The organism is Nitrosovibrio sp. Nv4, from assembly GCF_900215485.1.
Classification (GTDB): domain Bacteria; phylum Pseudomonadota; class Gammaproteobacteria; order Burkholderiales; family Nitrosomonadaceae; genus Nitrosospira.
In genome coordinates, this window is sequence record NZ_OCMZ01000001.1 from 726,798 (window position 1) to 743,435 (window position 16,638).

Sequence of the window (16,638 nt, forward strand, 5' to 3'; positions counted from 1 at the left end):
AGTTTTGATATGAATTCTATTCATTAATATTTTATAAATTTTCATTTGATTCATAGATCAGTCTGCCACACAATCGTTCCCTACTGCAATTAGCAACTAACGTGGGAGCAATCATTATGGCACTGACACATAACCTGGGTTTCCCGCGCATTGGCGCGCGGCGGGAGTTGAAGCAGGCGCTTGAGGCATACTGGCGTGGCGACATTAATAATGAGCGGCTGGAAGCCACAGCGGCGGAATTGCGGAAGCGGCACTGGACTTTGCAGCGGGACAACGGCATTGATCTTATCCCAGCCGGAGATTTTGCGCTGTATGACCAAATGCTTAATATGACAGCGCTGCTCGGCGCGACACCTGCACGATTTAATGCAGGCGGCGGTGATGTCGGACTGGATTTATATTTCGCAATGGCGCGTGGAACCGCGAATCAGCCGGCCATGGAGATGACCAAGTGGTTCGATACCAACTACCATTACATCGTCCCGGAATTCGACGCGCACACCACGTTTCGTATCGGTTCATCACAACTCTTCAATGAAGTGGCTGAAGCCCGCGCTCTTGGCATTTCTCCAAAAGTGGTACTGATCGGACCGCTGACTTATTTATACCTGGGCAAAGAAACCGCTCCTGGACTCAACCGCCTCGACCTGCTAGCGGATTTGCTGCCGGTTTACCGAGATATTCTCGCCCGGCTTGCTTCCCTGGGCGTGGAATGGGTGCAAATTGACGAGCCGCTGCTGGCGCTTGATCTGGACGCTGACTGGCTGAACAGCCTGGAGCCGGCGTATGCTGCGTTGCGAGAGTCCGGAACGAAGTTGCCAAAGTTGTTATTGACGACTTATTTCGAAGCGGTGGGCAATCATGCTGCCCGCTTGAAGAAGCTGCCGGTAGACGGCTTGCATATCGATTTATGTCGCGCACCGGGTCAGCTCGATACTTTTCTTGATGACTACCCGGCGGGTAAAGTGCTGTCTTTGGGTGTCGTCGATGGACGGAACGTGTGGCGCGCCGATCTCGTGCAGGCATTCTCGACTCTGTCACGCGCACAGTCCATCCTGGGTGAAAGATTGTGGATTGCGCCCAGCTGCTCGCTTTTGCATTGCCCGGTCGATCTCGAACTGGAAACCCGACTGGATGATGAAACCAGGGGTTGGCTTGCGTTTTCCGCGCAGAAATTGAGTGAGATTTCAACTCTCGGGCAAGGTTTGAACCAGGGAGAAGATGCGATACGCGACGCACTGGATGCGTCTGTCAGAGCAAGACAAGCGCGTGCGGAATCGCCGCGCATACACAGTCCGGTAATGCAGGAGCGCCTGCAACGCCTCACGCAGGATGATATCGGGCGTGCAAATCCATTCGCCGTGCGCCAAGTGCTGCAACGGGAGCGTCTCCAGCTTCCTCTTTTACCCACCACAACCATCGGCTCATTTCCCCAGACACCGGAGATCCGTCAGGCTCGCGCGGCTTTCAAAAAAGGCGAGCTCGGCAATTTGCAGTATCTGGAAGCGATGCGCGATGAGATACGGCTTGTAATAAGAAAGCAGGAGGAAATCGGCCTGGACGTATTCGTGCACGGAGAGCCCGAGCGTAACGATATGGTGGAGTATTTCGGCGAGCAGTTGTGGGGCTACGCATTTACCGAAAACGGGTGGGTGCAAAGCTATGGTTCCCGCTGTGTAAAGCCGCCGATTCTCTATGGTGATATCTACCGTCCCGAGCCGATGACCGTGGATTGGATCCAATACGCACAAAGCCAGACCGAAAAGCCGGTGAAAGGCATGTTGACCGGTCCGATAACAATGCTCATGTGGTCGTTCGTGCGCGACGATCAACCGCGTTCTCTCACCGCCCTTCAACTCGCACTTGCCATCCGTGACGAAGTTGTCGATCTGGAGCAGGCCGGCATAGGCATTATTCAGATTGATGAACCGGCCTTTCGCGAAGGATTGCCGCTTAAAAAATGCGATTGGAACGGATATCTCCAATGGGCAGTGGAAGCATTCCGCGTAGCCAGCTCTGGCGTAAGGGATGAGACCCAGATACACACCCATATGTGCTATTCGGAATTCCACGATATTCTGCCGGCCATCGCGGACATGGACGCGGACGTGATTACGATTGAAACGTCGCGCTCACGAATGGAATTGCTGGACGCATTCGGCCATTTCAAGTATCCCAACGAGATAGGCCCAGGTGTATACGATATTCACTCGCCCCGGATTCCTCAAACCCGGGAAATGCTGGAGCTGTTGGAAAAAGCCTGCGGAGTGATTAATCCGGAACAATTGTGGGTCAACCCCGATTGCGGTTTGAAAACGCGTGGCTGGCCGGAGGTCGTCACAGCCTTGAAGCGGATGGTCGAAGCTGCGGCCGTGTTACGCGCCCGCCTGGAAGTTTCGCAAACCGAATCTGCTGGTGCCACAGCATGAGCCAATCGTGAAATCGGGATACAAGCCACGCCAGCACGTGAAGCAAGTCCTACCTGGAAGATCGGCATAGGTAGGGGCTGAAAACCGTAACCCATCGTAATCACTTCGATGGGTTACGCTACGCTCCACCTAATCCTACAACAACTGTCATTCCCGCGAAAGCGCACTGCTGTCCGGAATAAATCTGTTGACAAATTCATGAGAACAGCCCTATCTGTACCTGTGCCAATTGTTCAAGCCGGGATCGTCGCCTTCGATATAAAGAAACGTCGATATCGGGACGCTGAAATAGCGTGGCGCGAATCAGGCACAGGCACTCCCATAGGCTCTGCTTCAAGCCCTGCACCTGTTTATAGAGCACTACCAGCAAATAGCTGATGAGCGCGGTCAATATCTGGATGCGCACGGCGTTTTCACTGCATCCGAGAAATTGCTTGATCTTCAAATGCTGTTTGATCCATTTGAAGAACAGTTCGACTTGCCAGCGACCCTGATAGCGCTGCGCAATTTCCAGTGCCGTGCTGCGCAGGTCGTTGGTCGCCAATATCAGGGGTATTGGCTTGTCGCATCTGGCAATACTGATGTAGCGCAGCGGCTTGTCGTAGAGGTTCACGCAGCCACCGCGTGGATGCTTGTGCTTGAAGCGCACGATCCGGTCCTGCAGCACGATGGGCGCAGCTTCCGGCGGGATAGGCAGTTCCTGCTCGACCCGTAACGCAGCATTGCGTTTGAAGCGGGTGACGAATTTTGCCCCTGCCGCATCGATCCGATGCCACCAGTTGTAGTCGCAGTAGCCTTTGTCAAACACATACAATGCCCCCTCCCGCAGTGGCACAGCGATAGCTTTTTCTACATCGTTGACGTTGGCAGCACTGAAGTCGTGCCAGACCGGCGCATGCGGCTCTGAAGCCAACAGCACGTGCAGCTTGATGCCTTGGGTATTGCGAGTGCGATTCTCCAATGTCCAGGTATCAAACTTTGCTCCTTTGAGTGTGATCGAGGTCGAATCCAGCAGATACAGCAATTGTTTGACCTGCTTGCGCATTTGCCGTGATGCCTGTCCCATCAGTAACTGCGCGGTGTCGGCAAACACCGCTTCCTTGCGCTTGCCGTTGGCATCAGCCAGGGTGGAGCGCTTGATGCAGCCGGTATCGAGGTGATAGTGGTGAGCAATGTGACTATTAAAACCCGCCTCCACTTGCCGCAGGCTGCCTGCTCCGCTTAATTGGCCATATACCATCGTCAGCAGTTGGTCCCAGCAACGGAATTTCTTGCTGTATTTGTCCGCTTGATGCTGCTCGACAATGCGATCGAACGCTCCACGCGATAACCCCTTCATTAATTCCTGAAATCGGCTTATCCTAAACATGGTTGCAGGTTTGGTTTTTAAGTTGGCAAACAGGGTTTTAACCCTTTAAACCAATGCCTGCAACCCTTTCCAGATTTATGGATAAATTTATTCCGGACAGCAGTGCGCGAAAGCGGGAATCCATGGGTTTCCGGTTGCCCGAATTCGCCCCACCGCAGGATGACGATCTGTTCCAGCCAACGCTATGGATTCCCGCTTTCGCGGGAATGACAGGATTACGGGAAGTACGCGTGGGAGATGTGCCTGCGTAATGAAAAAAATCAGAAAATATCGTTGACAGGGAACAGAGTATGCCAAAAAACTGTCGATAGCGCGCGGGACTATCATGCGCCTTGTAATATCCCGGTTATCGCTGCCTATCATCGCCCCCTCAGTTGTTAAATACGCGCTCAACGGAGGGTTGGTCCAGAGACTCCTTCGTCTGCAGCGTCTTTATCAGCTCCGTCTCCAAATGGACCAGCCTCCGTGATTCGTTCAAAATATTCCCGGTGACCAGGAATGTATCCTCGGCACGTCCACCCATCGTATTTATTCTTGCGCTGTGAACATTCACGCCAAAATGCACCAGCACTTGCGCGATGCGCGACAGCAATCCCGGCTGATCGCCCGCAATGATTGACAGGACATGATATGCGCCCTTCTCGTCTGGTTCGATGTCCACTTCGGGCTCGATTGGAAAATGCCGGAGATGGCGGCTCAAACGTCCTTTCAACGGCGGTTCCAGGGGAGCCTGCTGTGCTAATTGCTGTGTCAGTTCGCGCTCTATAAAGCCTAATACATCGCGGTGGCGCTGCGTAACATTGAAAGGGTCGAGCACAAGGAAGCTATCGAGAGCATAGCCATGGCGGGTGGTGTGAATTTTTGCCTGCGCTATGTTGTAATCGATACGATCGAAAAAACCGCAAATACGCGCGAATAAGTCCCCTTGATCAGCAGTGTAGACCAGTACCTCGATGCCCGTTCCCGTCGGTGAGATGCGTGCCTTCACCACCGGCGCTGCCGGTTTCATTTGATGGCCTAAATGACGCATGTGCCAGACAATTTCCTCTGGTTCGTGCAGCAGCAGATAGGTGGGGTCAAGCGCTGAACAGAGCTGTTCATAAGCGCTGACGGGAATATTATCGAGTTGCAGCAATTCCAGAATCCTGTTTCTGCGGTTTTTCAACGTTCCGCCGGCATGATGCGTATCCCCGCACAGATGACGCCGCGTTGCCTGGAACAGGTCTTCCAGCAGCTTGCTTTTCCATGCGTTCCATACTTTTGGACTGGTGCCTCGAATATCCGCAACCGTAAGCAGATAAAGCGCGATGAGGCGTCGCTCGTTTCCCATGCATCTGGCGAAATCGGCAATCACATCCGCATCGGATATATCTTTTTTTTGTGCCGTGCTCGACATGAGCAAGTGATTTTCCACGAGCCATGTAACCAGTTCCGCGTCTTCCGCCAACATTTGATGATGGTGACAGAAACGACGGGCGTCTGCCTTGCCAAGCGTCGAGTGATTTCCCTGACGTCCTTTGGCAATATCGTGGAATAGCCCCCCGAGATAGAGCACTTCGGGTCGTTCGAATTCACGGATGAGCTGGCTGCAAAGAGGGTATTCATGGGCGAATTCCGGCGCCATGAATCGCCGCAGATTTCGCACCACCATGAGGATATGTTCATCCACTGTGTAGACGTGAAACAGATCGTGCTGCATCTGGCCGACAATGCGTCCGAACGCAGGGATGTAGCGCCCCAGGATACCGTAGCGGTTCATCAATCGCAGCTCACGCGTTAATCCGCGCGGCTGGCGCAGGATTTCCATGAACAGGGCGCAATGGCGCGGGTCGCGCCTGAATGCGCCATTAATTAGCGGCGCGGCCCGCCACATTGCCCTTAGTGTAGCAGCACTGCGGGCCTTCAAATCGGGATGCTGTTGCAGCAGCAGAACGCTTTCAAAAATCGCGCCTGGATATTGGCGGAAGATATCCTCGTTGCGTACCTCCAGCAAATCACCACGCTTCTGAAAATGGGGATTGATAATGACCGGTGCGGCGTCCTCATGGGGAAAAATCTCGGCGCGAAGCGTAAGCAGCAGAATGGTGTTGATCTGTGTTACGGCCTTTGTGGCACGGTAATACCGCTGCATCAGCATTTCACCGGCACGGCGCGGCCGTTTGCCGGTTATATTGAGTTCACTAGCGAGGGGCGTCTGGTAATCGAATAGCAGGCGGTCTTCTCGCCTTCCGGCAAGATAATGCAACCGGATACGAAGATCCTGCAAAATGGATTGATTACGCTGCGCCAGGCGGGCTTCCCGGGGAGTAATAAATCCGCCCCTCGCGAGATCCGGCCAGGACTTCCCCAATCCTGCGGCACGGCTGATCCACAAGATGTTCTGCAAATCCCGAAGGCCGCCGGGGCTCTCCTTAAGATTGGGCTCAAGATTGTAGGTGACGTCCCGATACCGTCCATGACGCTGCTGCTGCTCACGCTGCTTCGCTCTGAGAAATTGACGCGGCTCAAGCATAGCCTGCATGACGCGCGAAAATTCCGTGAACAATTGACGCTGACCGGCAAGCTGGCGGGCCTCCAGCAGACTCGTTTGCACGGTGATGTCTTTCGCTGCCTCATCAGCGCATTCCGGAATCGTGCGGACACTATGGCCAACGTCCAGCCCAATATCCCATAGCAATCTTACCCAGCGTTCCAGTTGCGTCTCGATAGCGTGATCTATTGCGGCGGCCTCGCCTCCCGCCTTGGAAACCAGCACTAGCAGATCTATGTCGGAATGAGGGAAAAGTTGCCGCCGGCCATAACCGCCTACCGCCAGTAAGGCGATGGAGCGAGGCATCTCCGTTTCACGCCAGACCTGGCGCAGAACATCGTCCACCAGTCGGCTGTGGTCCAGCAACAAGGCCGCGCCGTTCTTGTTTCTGTAATAACGCTGACGTAACAACTCACGGCCTTGGAGTAGGGTCTCCTTGATCGCCTCAACGTTAAAAGTACTCCGCAACGGCTTCGTATCAGGCCTCCGTGACAGATCAGGAACGATAAGCCGGCTTCGGCGGTGTACCGGCGGATAGTGTCAGCACTTCGTACCCCGTTTCGGTGACGAGAACGGTATGTTCCCATTGCGCCGACAGGCTATGGTCCTTGGTTACGATGGTCCAGCCATCGGCCATTTGGCGTATGCCGGCCTTCCCCGCGTTGATCATCGGCTCGACCGTAAAAATCATCCCGGCTTTGAGTTCAAGTCCGGTACCGGCGCGGCCATAATGGAGCACCTGCGGCTCCTCATGGAATTTTGCGCCGATTCCATGTCCGCAGAATTCTTTCACGACGCTATATCCATGACTTTCGGCAAAGCTCTGGATGGCGTGGCCGATATCTCCCAAATGTTTTCCCGGCTTGATTTCCTCTATCCCGCGCCACATTGACTCATATGTAATCTCACACAAGCGCCTGGCTGGGTTTCCAGGTTCACCGACGTAATACATGCGGCTGGTGTCACCGTGGTATCCCTCCTTGATGACTGTCACATCGATATTGACGACGTCGCCCGATTTAAGTTTCTTCTGGCCCGGAACCCCATGACAAACCTGATGATTGACCGAGGTGCAAATGGATTTTGGATAAGGTGAATATCCGGGCGGGGCGTAATTGAGCGGCGCTGGAATCGTGTTCTGCACATTGACCATATAATCATGGCAAAGTGTATCAAGCTCGTCCGTGGTAACCCCGGGCTTAACGAAGGGTGTGATGTAATCAAGCACCTCCGATGCGAGTTTACCTGCTACTCGCATTTTCTCTATCTCTTGAGGGGTTTTGAGAGACACTGTCATAATTATTCCGAATTGGTGGGCAAGCTACTAGGGACAAAAAAACGTATGATGGGGGCGAGGGAATGGCATTGCAAGCCCCGCATCAAAGCATGGAAGTCAACTATGGGATCAGCAAAAAACCGATTTTGGGCTGATTCGATTTTTTACGAGAATAAAGAATACGAATACGGCGCACGACATCAGCGCCTATTCGCGATTGCAATAAGGCAAATAGCTTATTTGTATCCTTGCCGTTGAATCACCTGTTTTTTCCTAATTGCATTTGGTGGTTTTAAGCTCACTGGCGGGGAATTCCTGTTTCAAGTCCCTCATCTTTCCTGCCAGGCTCTCCGACGGCGAGCTTGCCACGAATTTCACCTGCTCCAGGTTGCGCGCCCCGATAATCGCTGATCTGACGCCCTTGCTCTTGAGCGCCATCATGGAAGCCTGGGCATCCTTTATATCCTCGAAGAATCCTATGGAGATGGCGTTATTCCATTTGCTCTCGTCTTGAACGAGAGTATAGGTTGTGACTCCCCGTCTCCTGAGCTCCCCGATTTTTTTCTCCGCATGCCTTTTGCTCCTGAGCGGTGGAATATGTATCCAATAGACAGGTGCCTTACCCATTGCCCGCAGGCTCATCTTGCCATTCAACTCATGCGTGGCAATCGCCGCCTCCACACGATCCAGTTCCGCTTCAACAAAGGTCCCCCATTCAAGGCAGGTTGTCGGCGCTGCAACCGCAGGCAATGGTTTGATTTTTTCCGGCTGAAGCTCAGGCCCCGGTTGTATACCGCTTCTCGCAGCCGGTTCCAGTTGAATATAAACCGCAAAACCGAGGTTGATAAACAACAATAAAAAAAATAATGTTCTCATCTGCCGATAGCTTATTGTTGTTATTCAGCCTTTGCCTTGTTAAAATGCCATGTTAATCGCAAAACCTTTTTTTCGGAGTTCCAGGAATGCAAGGCATGAAGCTAATTTCGAACATTGTGGCCTGTGCCGCATTGGCCCTATCCGGTCAAGTTTTCGCCCAAGCCGCTCCCGAAGCCGGTAATAATAAAGGGGACGCAGCCAAAGGCAAGGAGATTGCGACCCAAGTCTGCGCTGCTTGTCACAACGCGGATGGCAACAGTCTTATTCCTGCGAATCCGAGCCTGGCTGGCCAGCATGCCGAGTATATCATCAAGCAGCTGAATAATTTCAAATCAAAGGATGGCAAGCCTCCGGCGCGGGAAAACCCGATTATGACCGCAATGGTTGAGCCGCTTTCACCAGAGGACATGAAGAACCTCGGCGCTTATTATGCCCAGCAGAACCCCAAGCCTGGAGTAGCCAACGACAAATCACTCGCTGAACAGGGTGAGCAAATATATCGCGGCGGCAATCTCGAAACTAACGTTCCCGCCTGTACAGGTTGCCACTCTCCAAATGGCGCTGGTCTTCCGCCCCACTATCCCCGGCTTGCCGGGCAACACTCGGAATACACCGCGGCACAGCTGCGGGCGTTCCGGACAGATCAACGCACAAACGATGAAAACGATGTGATGCAAATGATCACTTCGCGCATGAGCGAGAAGGAACTGAGAGCGGTAGCCGAGTTTATTTCAGGCCTCCGCTAACCTGCAGAGCGGACCCGAGCCATCGAAAACGGCCCCGGGTCGCTTTTTACTTTCTAATTTCCTGCACCAAATATTTGTTCAGCCGCAACCAGCGTCTTGCTGATTTCGGCGTCGCCATGTGCAGCGGAAACAAATCCAGCCTCAAACGCCGATGGCGCGAAATAAATGCCTTCCTGAAGCATGGAATGGAAAAAGCGGTTGAAAGCTTCCTTGTCGCAACTCATTACCTCAGCATAGCTTTCCGGCGGATTCTTCCGGAAATATAGACCGAACATACCTCCCACCGCCTGTGCACTAAAGACCATGCCGTGTTTTTTTGCAGCGGCAACGAGACCTTCGGTAAGTTGCCGGGTACTTGCAGCAAGTTTTTCGTAGAAGCCCGGCATTTGCACGAGCTTCAGCGTGGCGAGCCCGGCAGCTACCGCGACAGGATTGCCTGAAAGTGTACCCGCCTGGTATACCGCTCCCAATGGGGCCAGGCACTGCATAATATCCCGTCTGCCACCGAAGGCCGCCATGGGCATGCCGCCGCCGATTACCTTACCGAGCGTGGTGAGATCGGGCGTTATGCCATACATTCCCTGCGCGCATCCCAATCCAACGCGAAAACCCGTCATCACCTCATCAAAGATCAGTACGCTGCCGTGCTGTGTACATCGCTCGCGCAAGCCCTGCAGGAAACCGGGCTTCGGTGCTATCAGGTTCATATTGCCTGCGACGGGTTCGACGATGACCGCAGCGATTTCCTTACCGAATTGACTGAATGCCTGCTCCACCCCGGCGAGATCATTGTAATCCAGCACCATGGTGCTGGAAGCGGTCTCTGCTGGAACGCCGGCGGAACTCGGATGGCCGAAAGTCAGGGCGCCTGAACCTGCCTTGACCAGCAAGGCGTCGTCATGGCCATGGTAACAGCCTTCGAATTTAATGATACGGTTCCTGCCGGTATATCCTCGGGCCAGGCGAATGGCGCTCATGGTGGCCTCGGTTCCTGAGCTCACCAGTCTCACCTGGTCAATTGAAGAAACAAGTTTGCACAGCAGTTCCGCAATTTCCAGCTCCGCCTCGGTAGGCGCACCAAAAGTCAAACCTTTTTGGGCTGCAGCCTGCACTGCTGCTATCACTTCAGGATGGGCATGGCCAAGAATCAATGGACCCCAGGAGCCGACATAATCGATGTAGATTTTATTATCTGCGTCCCACACATACGCGCCTTGTCCTCGCTGAAAAAACACAGGTGTGCCGCCCACTGACTTGAAGGCGCGAACCGGCGAGTTAACGCCGCCGGGTATGAATTCTTGAGAGCGTTCGAATAATTGTTGATTACGTGACATTGGCTAACCCAAGGTGATGAGAAATGGAATGACGGTTCAGGTTAAATAATCTGGAAAAGCTTTCAGCTGTGGACCGAATGTTCCGGGTATTAAACAGCGCATTGCTGACAGCCACCATGTCGGTCCCCGCATGTATCGGTTCCGCCGCATTATCGAGAGTAATGCCCCCGATAGCGACAATCGGAATATGCAGTTCAAGCTTCGCGTGACCCAACAGATCTGAGGGCGCAGGTACCGCGCCAGGTTTTGTGGTGGATGGAAAGAAGGCGCCGAATGCGACATAGTTCGCCCCTTGACGCTCGGCCTCAATAGCATACTCCAGTCTGTCGTAACAGGAGATGCCGATGATTTTTTCAGCCCCCAACTCGCGTCGCGCTTCGGTCATGCCAACATCGTCCCGGCCCAGATGTACGCCATCCGCACCGACTTCCATTGCGAGATCAAGGTAATCGTTGATAATGAAGGGTACGCGGAATTTCCGGCAAAGATGAGCAAGTGAATGTGCCTGCTCCAAACGCAGCGCAATATCGGTTGTCTTGCTGCGGTATTGGACGAGCGCCGTGCCTCCTGCCAGCACGAGTTGTGTCATCCTGATGAGGCGCGACGTGTCTGCCACATCCGGTGTAATTGCGTACAGGCCGGAAAACTTCGGCTGCATCATCTTTCCGACCACATCATTTTTCCTTGCTTCCGTTTCCGCCGTCGTGATCGTCACGGGCCCAGAATAATCTGTCCGGCAGGTGCTGCCCCATCCCTGGACGAAATCCCGCTTTAAGCGACTGCCAGGTATACTCTTGCGCTTCATAGACTCCTTCGGCGATCGGCAGCCCGTTTGCAAGCGCGGCGGCGATAGCCGAGGCAAGAGTGCAGCCCGACCCGTGGTAGGAGCCTGCCAGTCGATCCCAGGAATCGGTGCGAACAATGCCATCCGTCCCGTACAAGTGGTTAACCACCTGGGATGTATTTTCATGAGTTCCAGTGATTAACACATATTCGCAACCCATGTGCAAAAGCCGGCCCGCACATTGGTTCAGATGCGGCATATCGTCGTCATCCTCGTCATCCTGCGCGAGCCGTCTTGCTTCTATGCTGTTGGGGGTAATGATGGTTGCCTGGGGAAGCAGCAATTCCCGCATCGCTGCCACCATTTCCTCACTGGCGAGCTCATCGCCACGGCCTGAGGCAAGCACGGGGTCCAGCACTAACGGAATATTGGGATAATCGGAAACTACTTCGGCAATGGCTGTGATAATTTCAACGCTGCCTAATAGCCCGATTTTAAAAACATGTACCGGCATGTCTTCCAGGACCGCCCGCGCCTGATCCACCACCCATTCCGGGTCCAGCGCCATCACGTCGTCCACTCCGGCCGTATCCTGCACAGTAACCGCGGTGATCACCGTCAGGGGATGACATCCCATGCTGGCAAGCGTAAGGATATCAGCCTGGATACCCGCGCCACCGGTAGAGTCGCTAGCAGCAAAAGAAAGTACTGTAGGGGGTGGCTGAGACATGGGCTAATACCGTAAAATGACATTTTAACCCAAATTACTCTCGCTCATCATGCCTACGACCGAAACTCGCGTTTACCGTTGTTACATGTGTCTCATTTGTGGTTTCATATACGACGAAGCCGAAGGGTCGCCGCAGGAAGGAATTCCGCCTGGTACTCGGTGGGAAGACGTGCCGATGAATTGGACTTGCCCGGAATGTGCCGCACGGAAGGAGGATTTTGAGATGGTGGAGATCTGAATGCGCATTCTTCATACCATGCTTCGCGTTGGCAACCTGGAAAAATCCATTGCTTTCTACACCGATGTGCTGGGAATGAAACTGTTGCGGCGGAAGGACTACCCCGAGGGAAAATTTACGCTGGCGTTCGTCGGTTATCAGGATGAGGCAGAAGGCGCGGTATTGGAATTGACCCACAACTGGGACGTGCAAAAATATGACTTGGGCACGGGCTACGGACATATTGCCATAGCAGTCGATAATGCTTATGAAGCTTGCGAAGAAGTGAAAAAGCGCGGCGGCAGGGTTACACGCGAGGCCGGGCCTATGAAGCACGGCGCCACCGTTATTGCATTTGTGGAAGATCCGGACGGTTACAAGGTCGAGCTCATACAGAAAAAGTAGTATAGGTATAAGTAGTGGCTTCTCGACCGCAACTAAACTAAGGCATGTCTTCGTCCTGCCTGTCCTGCCACATGAGAAACAAAACGGCAACCGTGATTATCGTGAGAGGCAGGATCACATACAGGCCGAGCGCGTAACCAGCTCCATCGCCGTGATCATGAGGCGGTGATGTGCTTATTATCTTGTAGGCGTGAACTGTGCCGACAGTAAGCGCCAGGACAAGGCCTGCCATGCGACGGTTCCTTATCACGGCGCGACCAGCCAGTTGGTTGAGTAAATGCGCACCGTAGTAACCGAGGAAGTAGATCGCGATATAGAAGATTAAAGCACCCATAGCGTCCCTGGATTCTTATGAACTCACCTCTAGAATAGAACCTGACACCGGGGAATCAATCCCCATTTATCCTTCTTGTTCCTTATCCATTTTTCCCTCAGGCTTTTTTATCAGTAAAAGGGGGATTCCTGTCCAGTCCATGGGTCATGGCTCATGAATGATATAGGACGTTAAAATGCATTCGCGCGCTTGTCGACTCATGGTTTTTACATTTGCCCCGCGCTGGCGCAGTCTTCAAGACGCGCGTCGAGAATGTGTATCCGCCGATCTTCCTGGGCAAAGCATTCTTCTCCGGTGATGGATGCCGAACTTGGACGGCAAGCGCTCTGAGAATGTCAGGTAGCCTATTATAGGCGGCTTCCTGGTCTCGGCGCGATGAGACTTAACCTTATCCAGCGGCATTGGTCGCCGCCGTGGCGGCATCACGGCGGCATGTTCTCGCCCGAGATACCCAGCTTACTCGGATACTTCAGCACTACCTCGAAATAAATGGAATTGGGCATGAGTGCGATCATGGCGTGTCCATACAAATTGTTCCTGGCCGACTGAATAAGGGCGCATCCTGGTTCTGTCCACGTCCCGCTGCTTCCAGGTATTCTTCTATCAGGGTCAATGTGCCAGGATCGGTCGGAACAAAGTGTATCTTGCCACCTTTTCCCTTCACCTGGAGATGTGGAACCCCTGGCGCGTCTGGTTGTAACCCTTCACCTTGGCCTGGCCAGTTCCTGACGTCTGATTCCCGGTAGAGCAGCGTGGGGAGAATGGCCGGATGGCGCTTGCCCTTGAGTGTGCCAGCATCGGGAGCATTCAGCAGGACGCGCCTGGTATCACCAATGGGGGGATTTTTCCTATCGCGATTCCACTATCGGGCGCTTCTCCTTCTTGACTGGATGGTGGGTCACGCATTGTTCTCGCACAGATACTCGAACAGGGAAGGGATGACAGGGCCGCGAGCTTCCTGCGGATGCTCGCGCCGCCCAACTGCTGTGCTTCCAGGGTCTTGCGCCAGGCAAGCACGTGGCTGCGGATGAGCCGGATTGTAAGTCTACTCGAGTTCTTCGATTGCGAGCCGATGGTAGCGGTGCGCAAACTCAAACGGCACACGGCGAATAACGTTCATTGCGCGATCCACGGAGGTTTTTTCAGGTGCATAGATTACCAAGAAAGAGGCGCCCTCCTCGGCGGCTTTCAAGTGAATCTCAATGACCTTGTCCGCCCCGCCTAGACGAGGCAGGAAGCCCCCGGTATCAAGATTACGCTCCGCAGCTTCAGCCACTTCCTTACACGTGAAAAATTCACAGTCCTCAGGCACATATCCACCTGTAAACAAATCCTGCTGTACTTGTTTAGCATCTTCCTTACTCTTAAATCCAACCACAAGATAACCAATAGGGTAAAACAGACCAAAGCTCGTGGGATATTTGCGCGATTCATTTGTTGTATTCTGATCACCCATAACTCGTTCTCCAGTATAGTTATTAATCAATACAGCCTAGTACATCTTACTCAATCGATCTGCACGTACGTAAATGCTACTTCAACAGCTAACAGGCGTTAATAAGCTAACTACCTCAAGCATATTATGCATAGCGTCCGAAAACCTCCTAGTAATGCCTCGTCCGGTCGGCTGCGGCTTTACAAAACGACCCGATCCTATGATTAGCTCCTTTTGCAAATAAATTAAGAATTCGGAAAGGAATTCAAGAATAAAGAACAAAGGCTACCAGGGTTGCCGTCATGCTAAGAAAATATGAAATGGCGAGAAGTCTTCCTGTTGTCATAATCGTCTCCTTTGTCGGTAGTTGGATACCCGTAGCAAAAGTACGATCAATTGTGAAGTACTTGTGAATTATTTGTGATCTTTATGTTAGGACAATTTTCTGGCAACTAAATTCCCTTCAAAGATTTTTTCCCGATGGGGCCGAGCTTGAGGTATCGAAAGACTTCCCGCAGGATGATGACAGTAGGTAGCGGCGTGCCGGTATAAGTTCTAACAGTATGGGTTCCCCCTCCAACTCTTTCATGGGCAGCGCTGAGACATCCAGACCGCCATATCTGCTTTCCTTTTATAGGAAGTAGCTGAACTTACCCCTGCTTTCGCGCCAGATCCCGTTGAACGCAACTCCGCTATCGGCTTCCTTCAATATCCCAGCAATCCGGCTTTCTGTAAATCGCGATTTCTTTATTTGAACCTCGAGGCAAAACCCTGCCGGAAGTTCCGCTTTTCGCTTTCTCTCAATTGGGGGCTAGTCCAGGAAGCTTACGCGGGGACTATTACAACGAATAAAAAACATATTGCAAAAGAGAATTTTTAAAATTCCTTAGAAAAACACGAATCATAATCGTTATCATTATTGTAGAGCTGATATTGCCCATCGAAACAGGTGAACTGGATATTAATGACAGGAACGCCAGGGGGACTGAAACAGAAAGATTTAACACAACTCGGGGAGGGTGATATTTGGAAATAGATATCTTGTTTGGCACGGAGAATAGATCGATTTAAAAAATTAATAACCTGATTGGAGGTAATAAAATGGACTTGAAGCTGAATCTCGCCCAAAAAATGGGCGTTTCCATGTCATTGTTAGCAATGTCTCTTCTCGCTAGTCCGGCGCACGCAGTTGACTGGACTGAGGTTGGTGATGCAGGCCAATTGGTGGGTACGTCACAAGAGCCGACAGGTGATGGTCGATTGAGAAATATCTACGGAACCATTTCGACCACTAATGACGTAGATTTGTACAGGCTTTACATTTCCAATCCCGATACATTCTCCGCGTCTGTCAACTCTACCAGTGGCGACCTTGACTCCGCGATCGCATTGTTTAACGATGGAGGATTCGCTCTATATGCAAATGACGACGCCATGCTTGGCACGCGCAATGCGGCCTTGCCGGCTGGCAACGTACATGGTCCACAGGCACCGGGTTGGTATCATCTGGCAGTAGTTCCCCTTGGCACGCCTCCGGTAAGCGGTGATGGCTTTACTCCCGACCATTATATGTTTCCCAATGTCAGTTCTCCCTATACCCAGATCCTCACTGCGACGGGTCCAGGGGGAGCATCACCCCTAACGGGATGGGCGCCGGTAGACAGTATGGTACTTGATGAGGGGTACCGTTTAAGACTTTCAGGAGTGCAAGTTTCTCCCGTTCCCGAGCCGGAAACCTATGCCATGTTGCTTGCCGGCCTCGGATTGATCGGCACTATGGTTCGGCGGAGAAAAGGTTTCATCAATCAGCAGTAGATTGACTTTCCATTTTGTGATTTTGGGAAGATTTCTAACCACAGAAAACTGGAAAAAGAAAGAACAATCAGAATAAACCTGACCAAAACCCTAAGATTGCGTCAGGAAAATTTTGTTTGTGAGGGTAAAATCCGGGAAGCTTGTGGGGTGATCGCCGTAGGAAACCTGGTGGAGAGTGCTTTTTCCGTCCATCGGGTTTCCCATCAGACTGACATGGGTACGATCAATTGGATAGCGATGAAGTCCATAATCCATATCACGTCAATGCATGCTTCCTTGTAACCGGCCTCTCAACGATTGACCTGGAAATGAGAGCAATAAGTAGAGAGTACGGTTACCGCTCCAAATCCTGCTCCTC

15 protein-coding genes are annotated in these 16,638 nt (G+C 52.6%); 6 read left to right on the forward strand and 9 right to left on the reverse strand.

All coding sequences use genetic code 11. From position 1 onward, the window contains the following. The first annotated feature begins 116 nt into the window (after window positions 1–116). Window positions 117–2,429, forward strand: a complete 2,313-nt coding sequence (gene metE, locus CRO05_RS03260; RefSeq protein ID WP_097065789.1) for a 5-methyltetrahydropteroyltriglutamate--homocysteine S-methyltransferase — start codon at window positions 117–119, stop codon at window positions 2,427–2,429. Window positions 2,430–2,625: 196 nt separating this feature from the next. Here metE and CRO05_RS03265 read toward each other — a convergent pair whose 3' ends face one another. Further along, a complete protein-coding gene (locus CRO05_RS03265; RefSeq protein ID WP_200814297.1) occupies window positions 2,626–3,768 on the reverse strand; it encodes an IS4 family transposase in 1,143 nt (380 codons plus the stop codon). Window positions 3,769–3,875: 107 nt separating this feature from the next. Here CRO05_RS03265 and CRO05_RS15445 point away from each other — a divergent pair, with 107 nt between their 5' ends. Next, entirely contained in the window at window positions 3,876–4,049 is a 174-nt protein-coding gene (locus CRO05_RS15445) for a hypothetical protein (protein ID WP_159462692.1), read from the forward strand. A 119-nt stretch (window positions 4,050–4,168) separates the two neighbouring features. Here the strand turns inward: CRO05_RS15445 and CRO05_RS03275 are convergent, their stop codons facing one another. From CRO05_RS03275 to CRO05_RS03285, 3 genes are all read right to left on the reverse strand, one after another. After that, window positions 4,169–6,796 carry a [protein-PII] uridylyltransferase gene (locus CRO05_RS03275; RefSeq protein ID WP_097065792.1) on the reverse strand — a complete coding sequence of 876 codons (2,628 nt, stop codon included), beginning with the start codon at window positions 6,794–6,796 and terminating at the stop codon, window positions 4,169–4,171. 28 nt (window positions 6,797–6,824) lie between these two features. Then, a complete protein-coding gene (gene map, locus CRO05_RS03280) occupies window positions 6,825–7,625 on the reverse strand; it encodes a type I methionyl aminopeptidase (RefSeq protein WP_097065793.1) in 801 nt (266 codons plus the stop codon). A gap of 252 nt (window positions 7,626–7,877) precedes the next feature. Then, on the reverse strand, window positions 7,878–8,480 hold the full coding sequence (locus CRO05_RS03285; protein WP_097065794.1) for an SPOR domain-containing protein: 603 nt from the start codon (window positions 8,478–8,480) through the stop codon (window positions 7,878–7,880). Between the two features lie 95 nt (window positions 8,481–8,575). Here CRO05_RS03285 and CRO05_RS03290 point away from each other — a divergent pair, with 95 nt between their 5' ends. Next, window positions 8,576–9,226: a c-type cytochrome gene (locus CRO05_RS03290; RefSeq protein WP_339389903.1), complete on the forward strand. Its 651-nt coding sequence runs from the start codon at window positions 8,576–8,578 to the stop codon at window positions 9,224–9,226. A 53-nt stretch (window positions 9,227–9,279) separates the two neighbouring features. Here the strand turns inward: CRO05_RS03290 and hemL are convergent, their stop codons facing one another. The 3 genes from hemL to thiD are packed head-to-tail and all read right to left on the reverse strand — an operon-like array spanning window position 9,280 to window position 12,074. Then, entirely contained in the window at window positions 9,280–10,560 is a 1,281-nt protein-coding gene (hemL, locus tag CRO05_RS03295) for a glutamate-1-semialdehyde 2,1-aminomutase (protein WP_097065796.1), read from the reverse strand. Continuing rightward, the gene (gene thiE, locus CRO05_RS03300) at window positions 10,550–11,221 is read right to left on the reverse strand and encodes a thiamine phosphate synthase (protein ID WP_097066640.1); all 672 of its coding nucleotides are present in this window, start codon (window positions 11,219–11,221) and stop codon (window positions 10,550–10,552) included. The genes hemL and thiE overlap by 11 nt, the downstream gene beginning before the upstream one ends. Before the next feature lie 13 nt (window positions 11,222–11,234). Beyond that, on the reverse strand, window positions 11,235–12,074 hold the full coding sequence (gene thiD, locus CRO05_RS03305; RefSeq protein ID WP_097065797.1) for a bifunctional hydroxymethylpyrimidine kinase/phosphomethylpyrimidine kinase: 840 nt from the start codon (window positions 12,072–12,074) through the stop codon (window positions 11,235–11,237). A gap of 49 nt (window positions 12,075–12,123) precedes the next feature. Here thiD and CRO05_RS03310 point away from each other — a divergent pair, with 49 nt between their 5' ends. Continuing rightward, window positions 12,124–12,312, forward strand: coding sequence for a rubredoxin (locus CRO05_RS03310; RefSeq protein ID WP_090880907.1), 189 nt, complete (start codon window positions 12,124–12,126; stop codon window positions 12,310–12,312). Then, window positions 12,313–12,696, forward strand: coding sequence for a lactoylglutathione lyase (gloA, locus tag CRO05_RS03315; RefSeq protein ID WP_097065798.1), 384 nt, complete (start codon window positions 12,313–12,315; stop codon window positions 12,694–12,696). A 37-nt stretch (window positions 12,697–12,733) separates the two neighbouring features. Here gloA and CRO05_RS03320 read toward each other — a convergent pair whose 3' ends face one another. Further along, window positions 12,734–13,030, reverse strand: coding sequence for a hypothetical protein (locus CRO05_RS03320; protein ID WP_097065799.1), 297 nt, complete (start codon window positions 13,028–13,030; stop codon window positions 12,734–12,736). Between the two features lie 1,045 nt (window positions 13,031–14,075). Further along, the gene (locus CRO05_RS03325) at window positions 14,076–14,486 is read right to left on the reverse strand and encodes a hypothetical protein (protein WP_097065800.1); all 411 of its coding nucleotides are present in this window, start codon (window positions 14,484–14,486) and stop codon (window positions 14,076–14,078) included. Between the two features lie 1,080 nt (window positions 14,487–15,566). Here CRO05_RS03325 and CRO05_RS15785 point away from each other — a divergent pair. Beyond that, window positions 15,567–16,280, forward strand: a complete 714-nt coding sequence (locus CRO05_RS15785; RefSeq protein WP_097065801.1) for a PEP-CTERM sorting domain-containing protein — start codon at window positions 15,567–15,569, stop codon at window positions 16,278–16,280. Window positions 16,281–16,638 lie beyond the last annotated feature (358 nt).

Bases quoted from the DNA above. Each gene is read 5' to 3' on its own strand.
- metE (WP_097065789.1), top strand. From the start codon at position 117: ATGGCACTGACACATAACCTGGGTTTCCCGCGCATTGGCGCGCGGCGG.
- CRO05_RS03265 (WP_200814297.1), bottom strand. From the start codon at position 3,768: ATGAAGGGGTTATCGCGTGGAGCGTTCGATCGCATTGTCGAGCAGCAT.
- CRO05_RS15445 (WP_159462692.1), top strand. From the start codon at position 3,876: ATGGATAAATTTATTCCGGACAGCAGTGCGCGAAAGCGGGAATCCATG.
- map (WP_097065793.1), bottom strand. From the start codon at position 7,625: ATGACAGTGTCTCTCAAAACCCCTCAAGAGATAGAGAAAATGCGAGTA.
- CRO05_RS03285 (WP_097065794.1), bottom strand. From the start codon at position 8,480: ATGAGAACATTATTTTTTTTATTGTTGTTTATCAACCTCGGTTTTGCG.
- CRO05_RS03290 (WP_339389903.1), top strand. From the start codon at position 8,576: ATGAAGCTAATTTCGAACATTGTGGCCTGTGCCGCATTGGCCCTATCC.
- hemL (WP_097065796.1), bottom strand. From the start codon at position 10,560: ATGTCACGTAATCAACAATTATTCGAACGCTCTCAAGAATTCATACCC.
- thiE (WP_097066640.1), bottom strand. From the start codon at position 11,221: ATGATGCAGCCGAAGTTTTCCGGCCTGTACGCAATTACACCGGATGTG.
- thiD (WP_097065797.1), bottom strand. From the start codon at position 12,074: ATGTCTCAGCCACCCCCTACAGTACTTTCTTTTGCTGCTAGCGACTCT.
- CRO05_RS03310 (WP_090880907.1), top strand. From the start codon at position 12,124: ATGCCTACGACCGAAACTCGCGTTTACCGTTGTTACATGTGTCTCATT.
- gloA (WP_097065798.1), top strand. From the start codon at position 12,313: ATGCGCATTCTTCATACCATGCTTCGCGTTGGCAACCTGGAAAAATCC.
- CRO05_RS03320 (WP_097065799.1), bottom strand. From the start codon at position 13,030: ATGGGTGCTTTAATCTTCTATATCGCGATCTACTTCCTCGGTTACTAC.
- CRO05_RS03325 (WP_097065800.1), bottom strand. From the start codon at position 14,486: ATGGGTGATCAGAATACAACAAATGAATCGCGCAAATATCCCACGAGC.
- CRO05_RS15785 (WP_097065801.1), top strand. From the start codon at position 15,567: ATGGACTTGAAGCTGAATCTCGCCCAAAAAATGGGCGTTTCCATGTCA.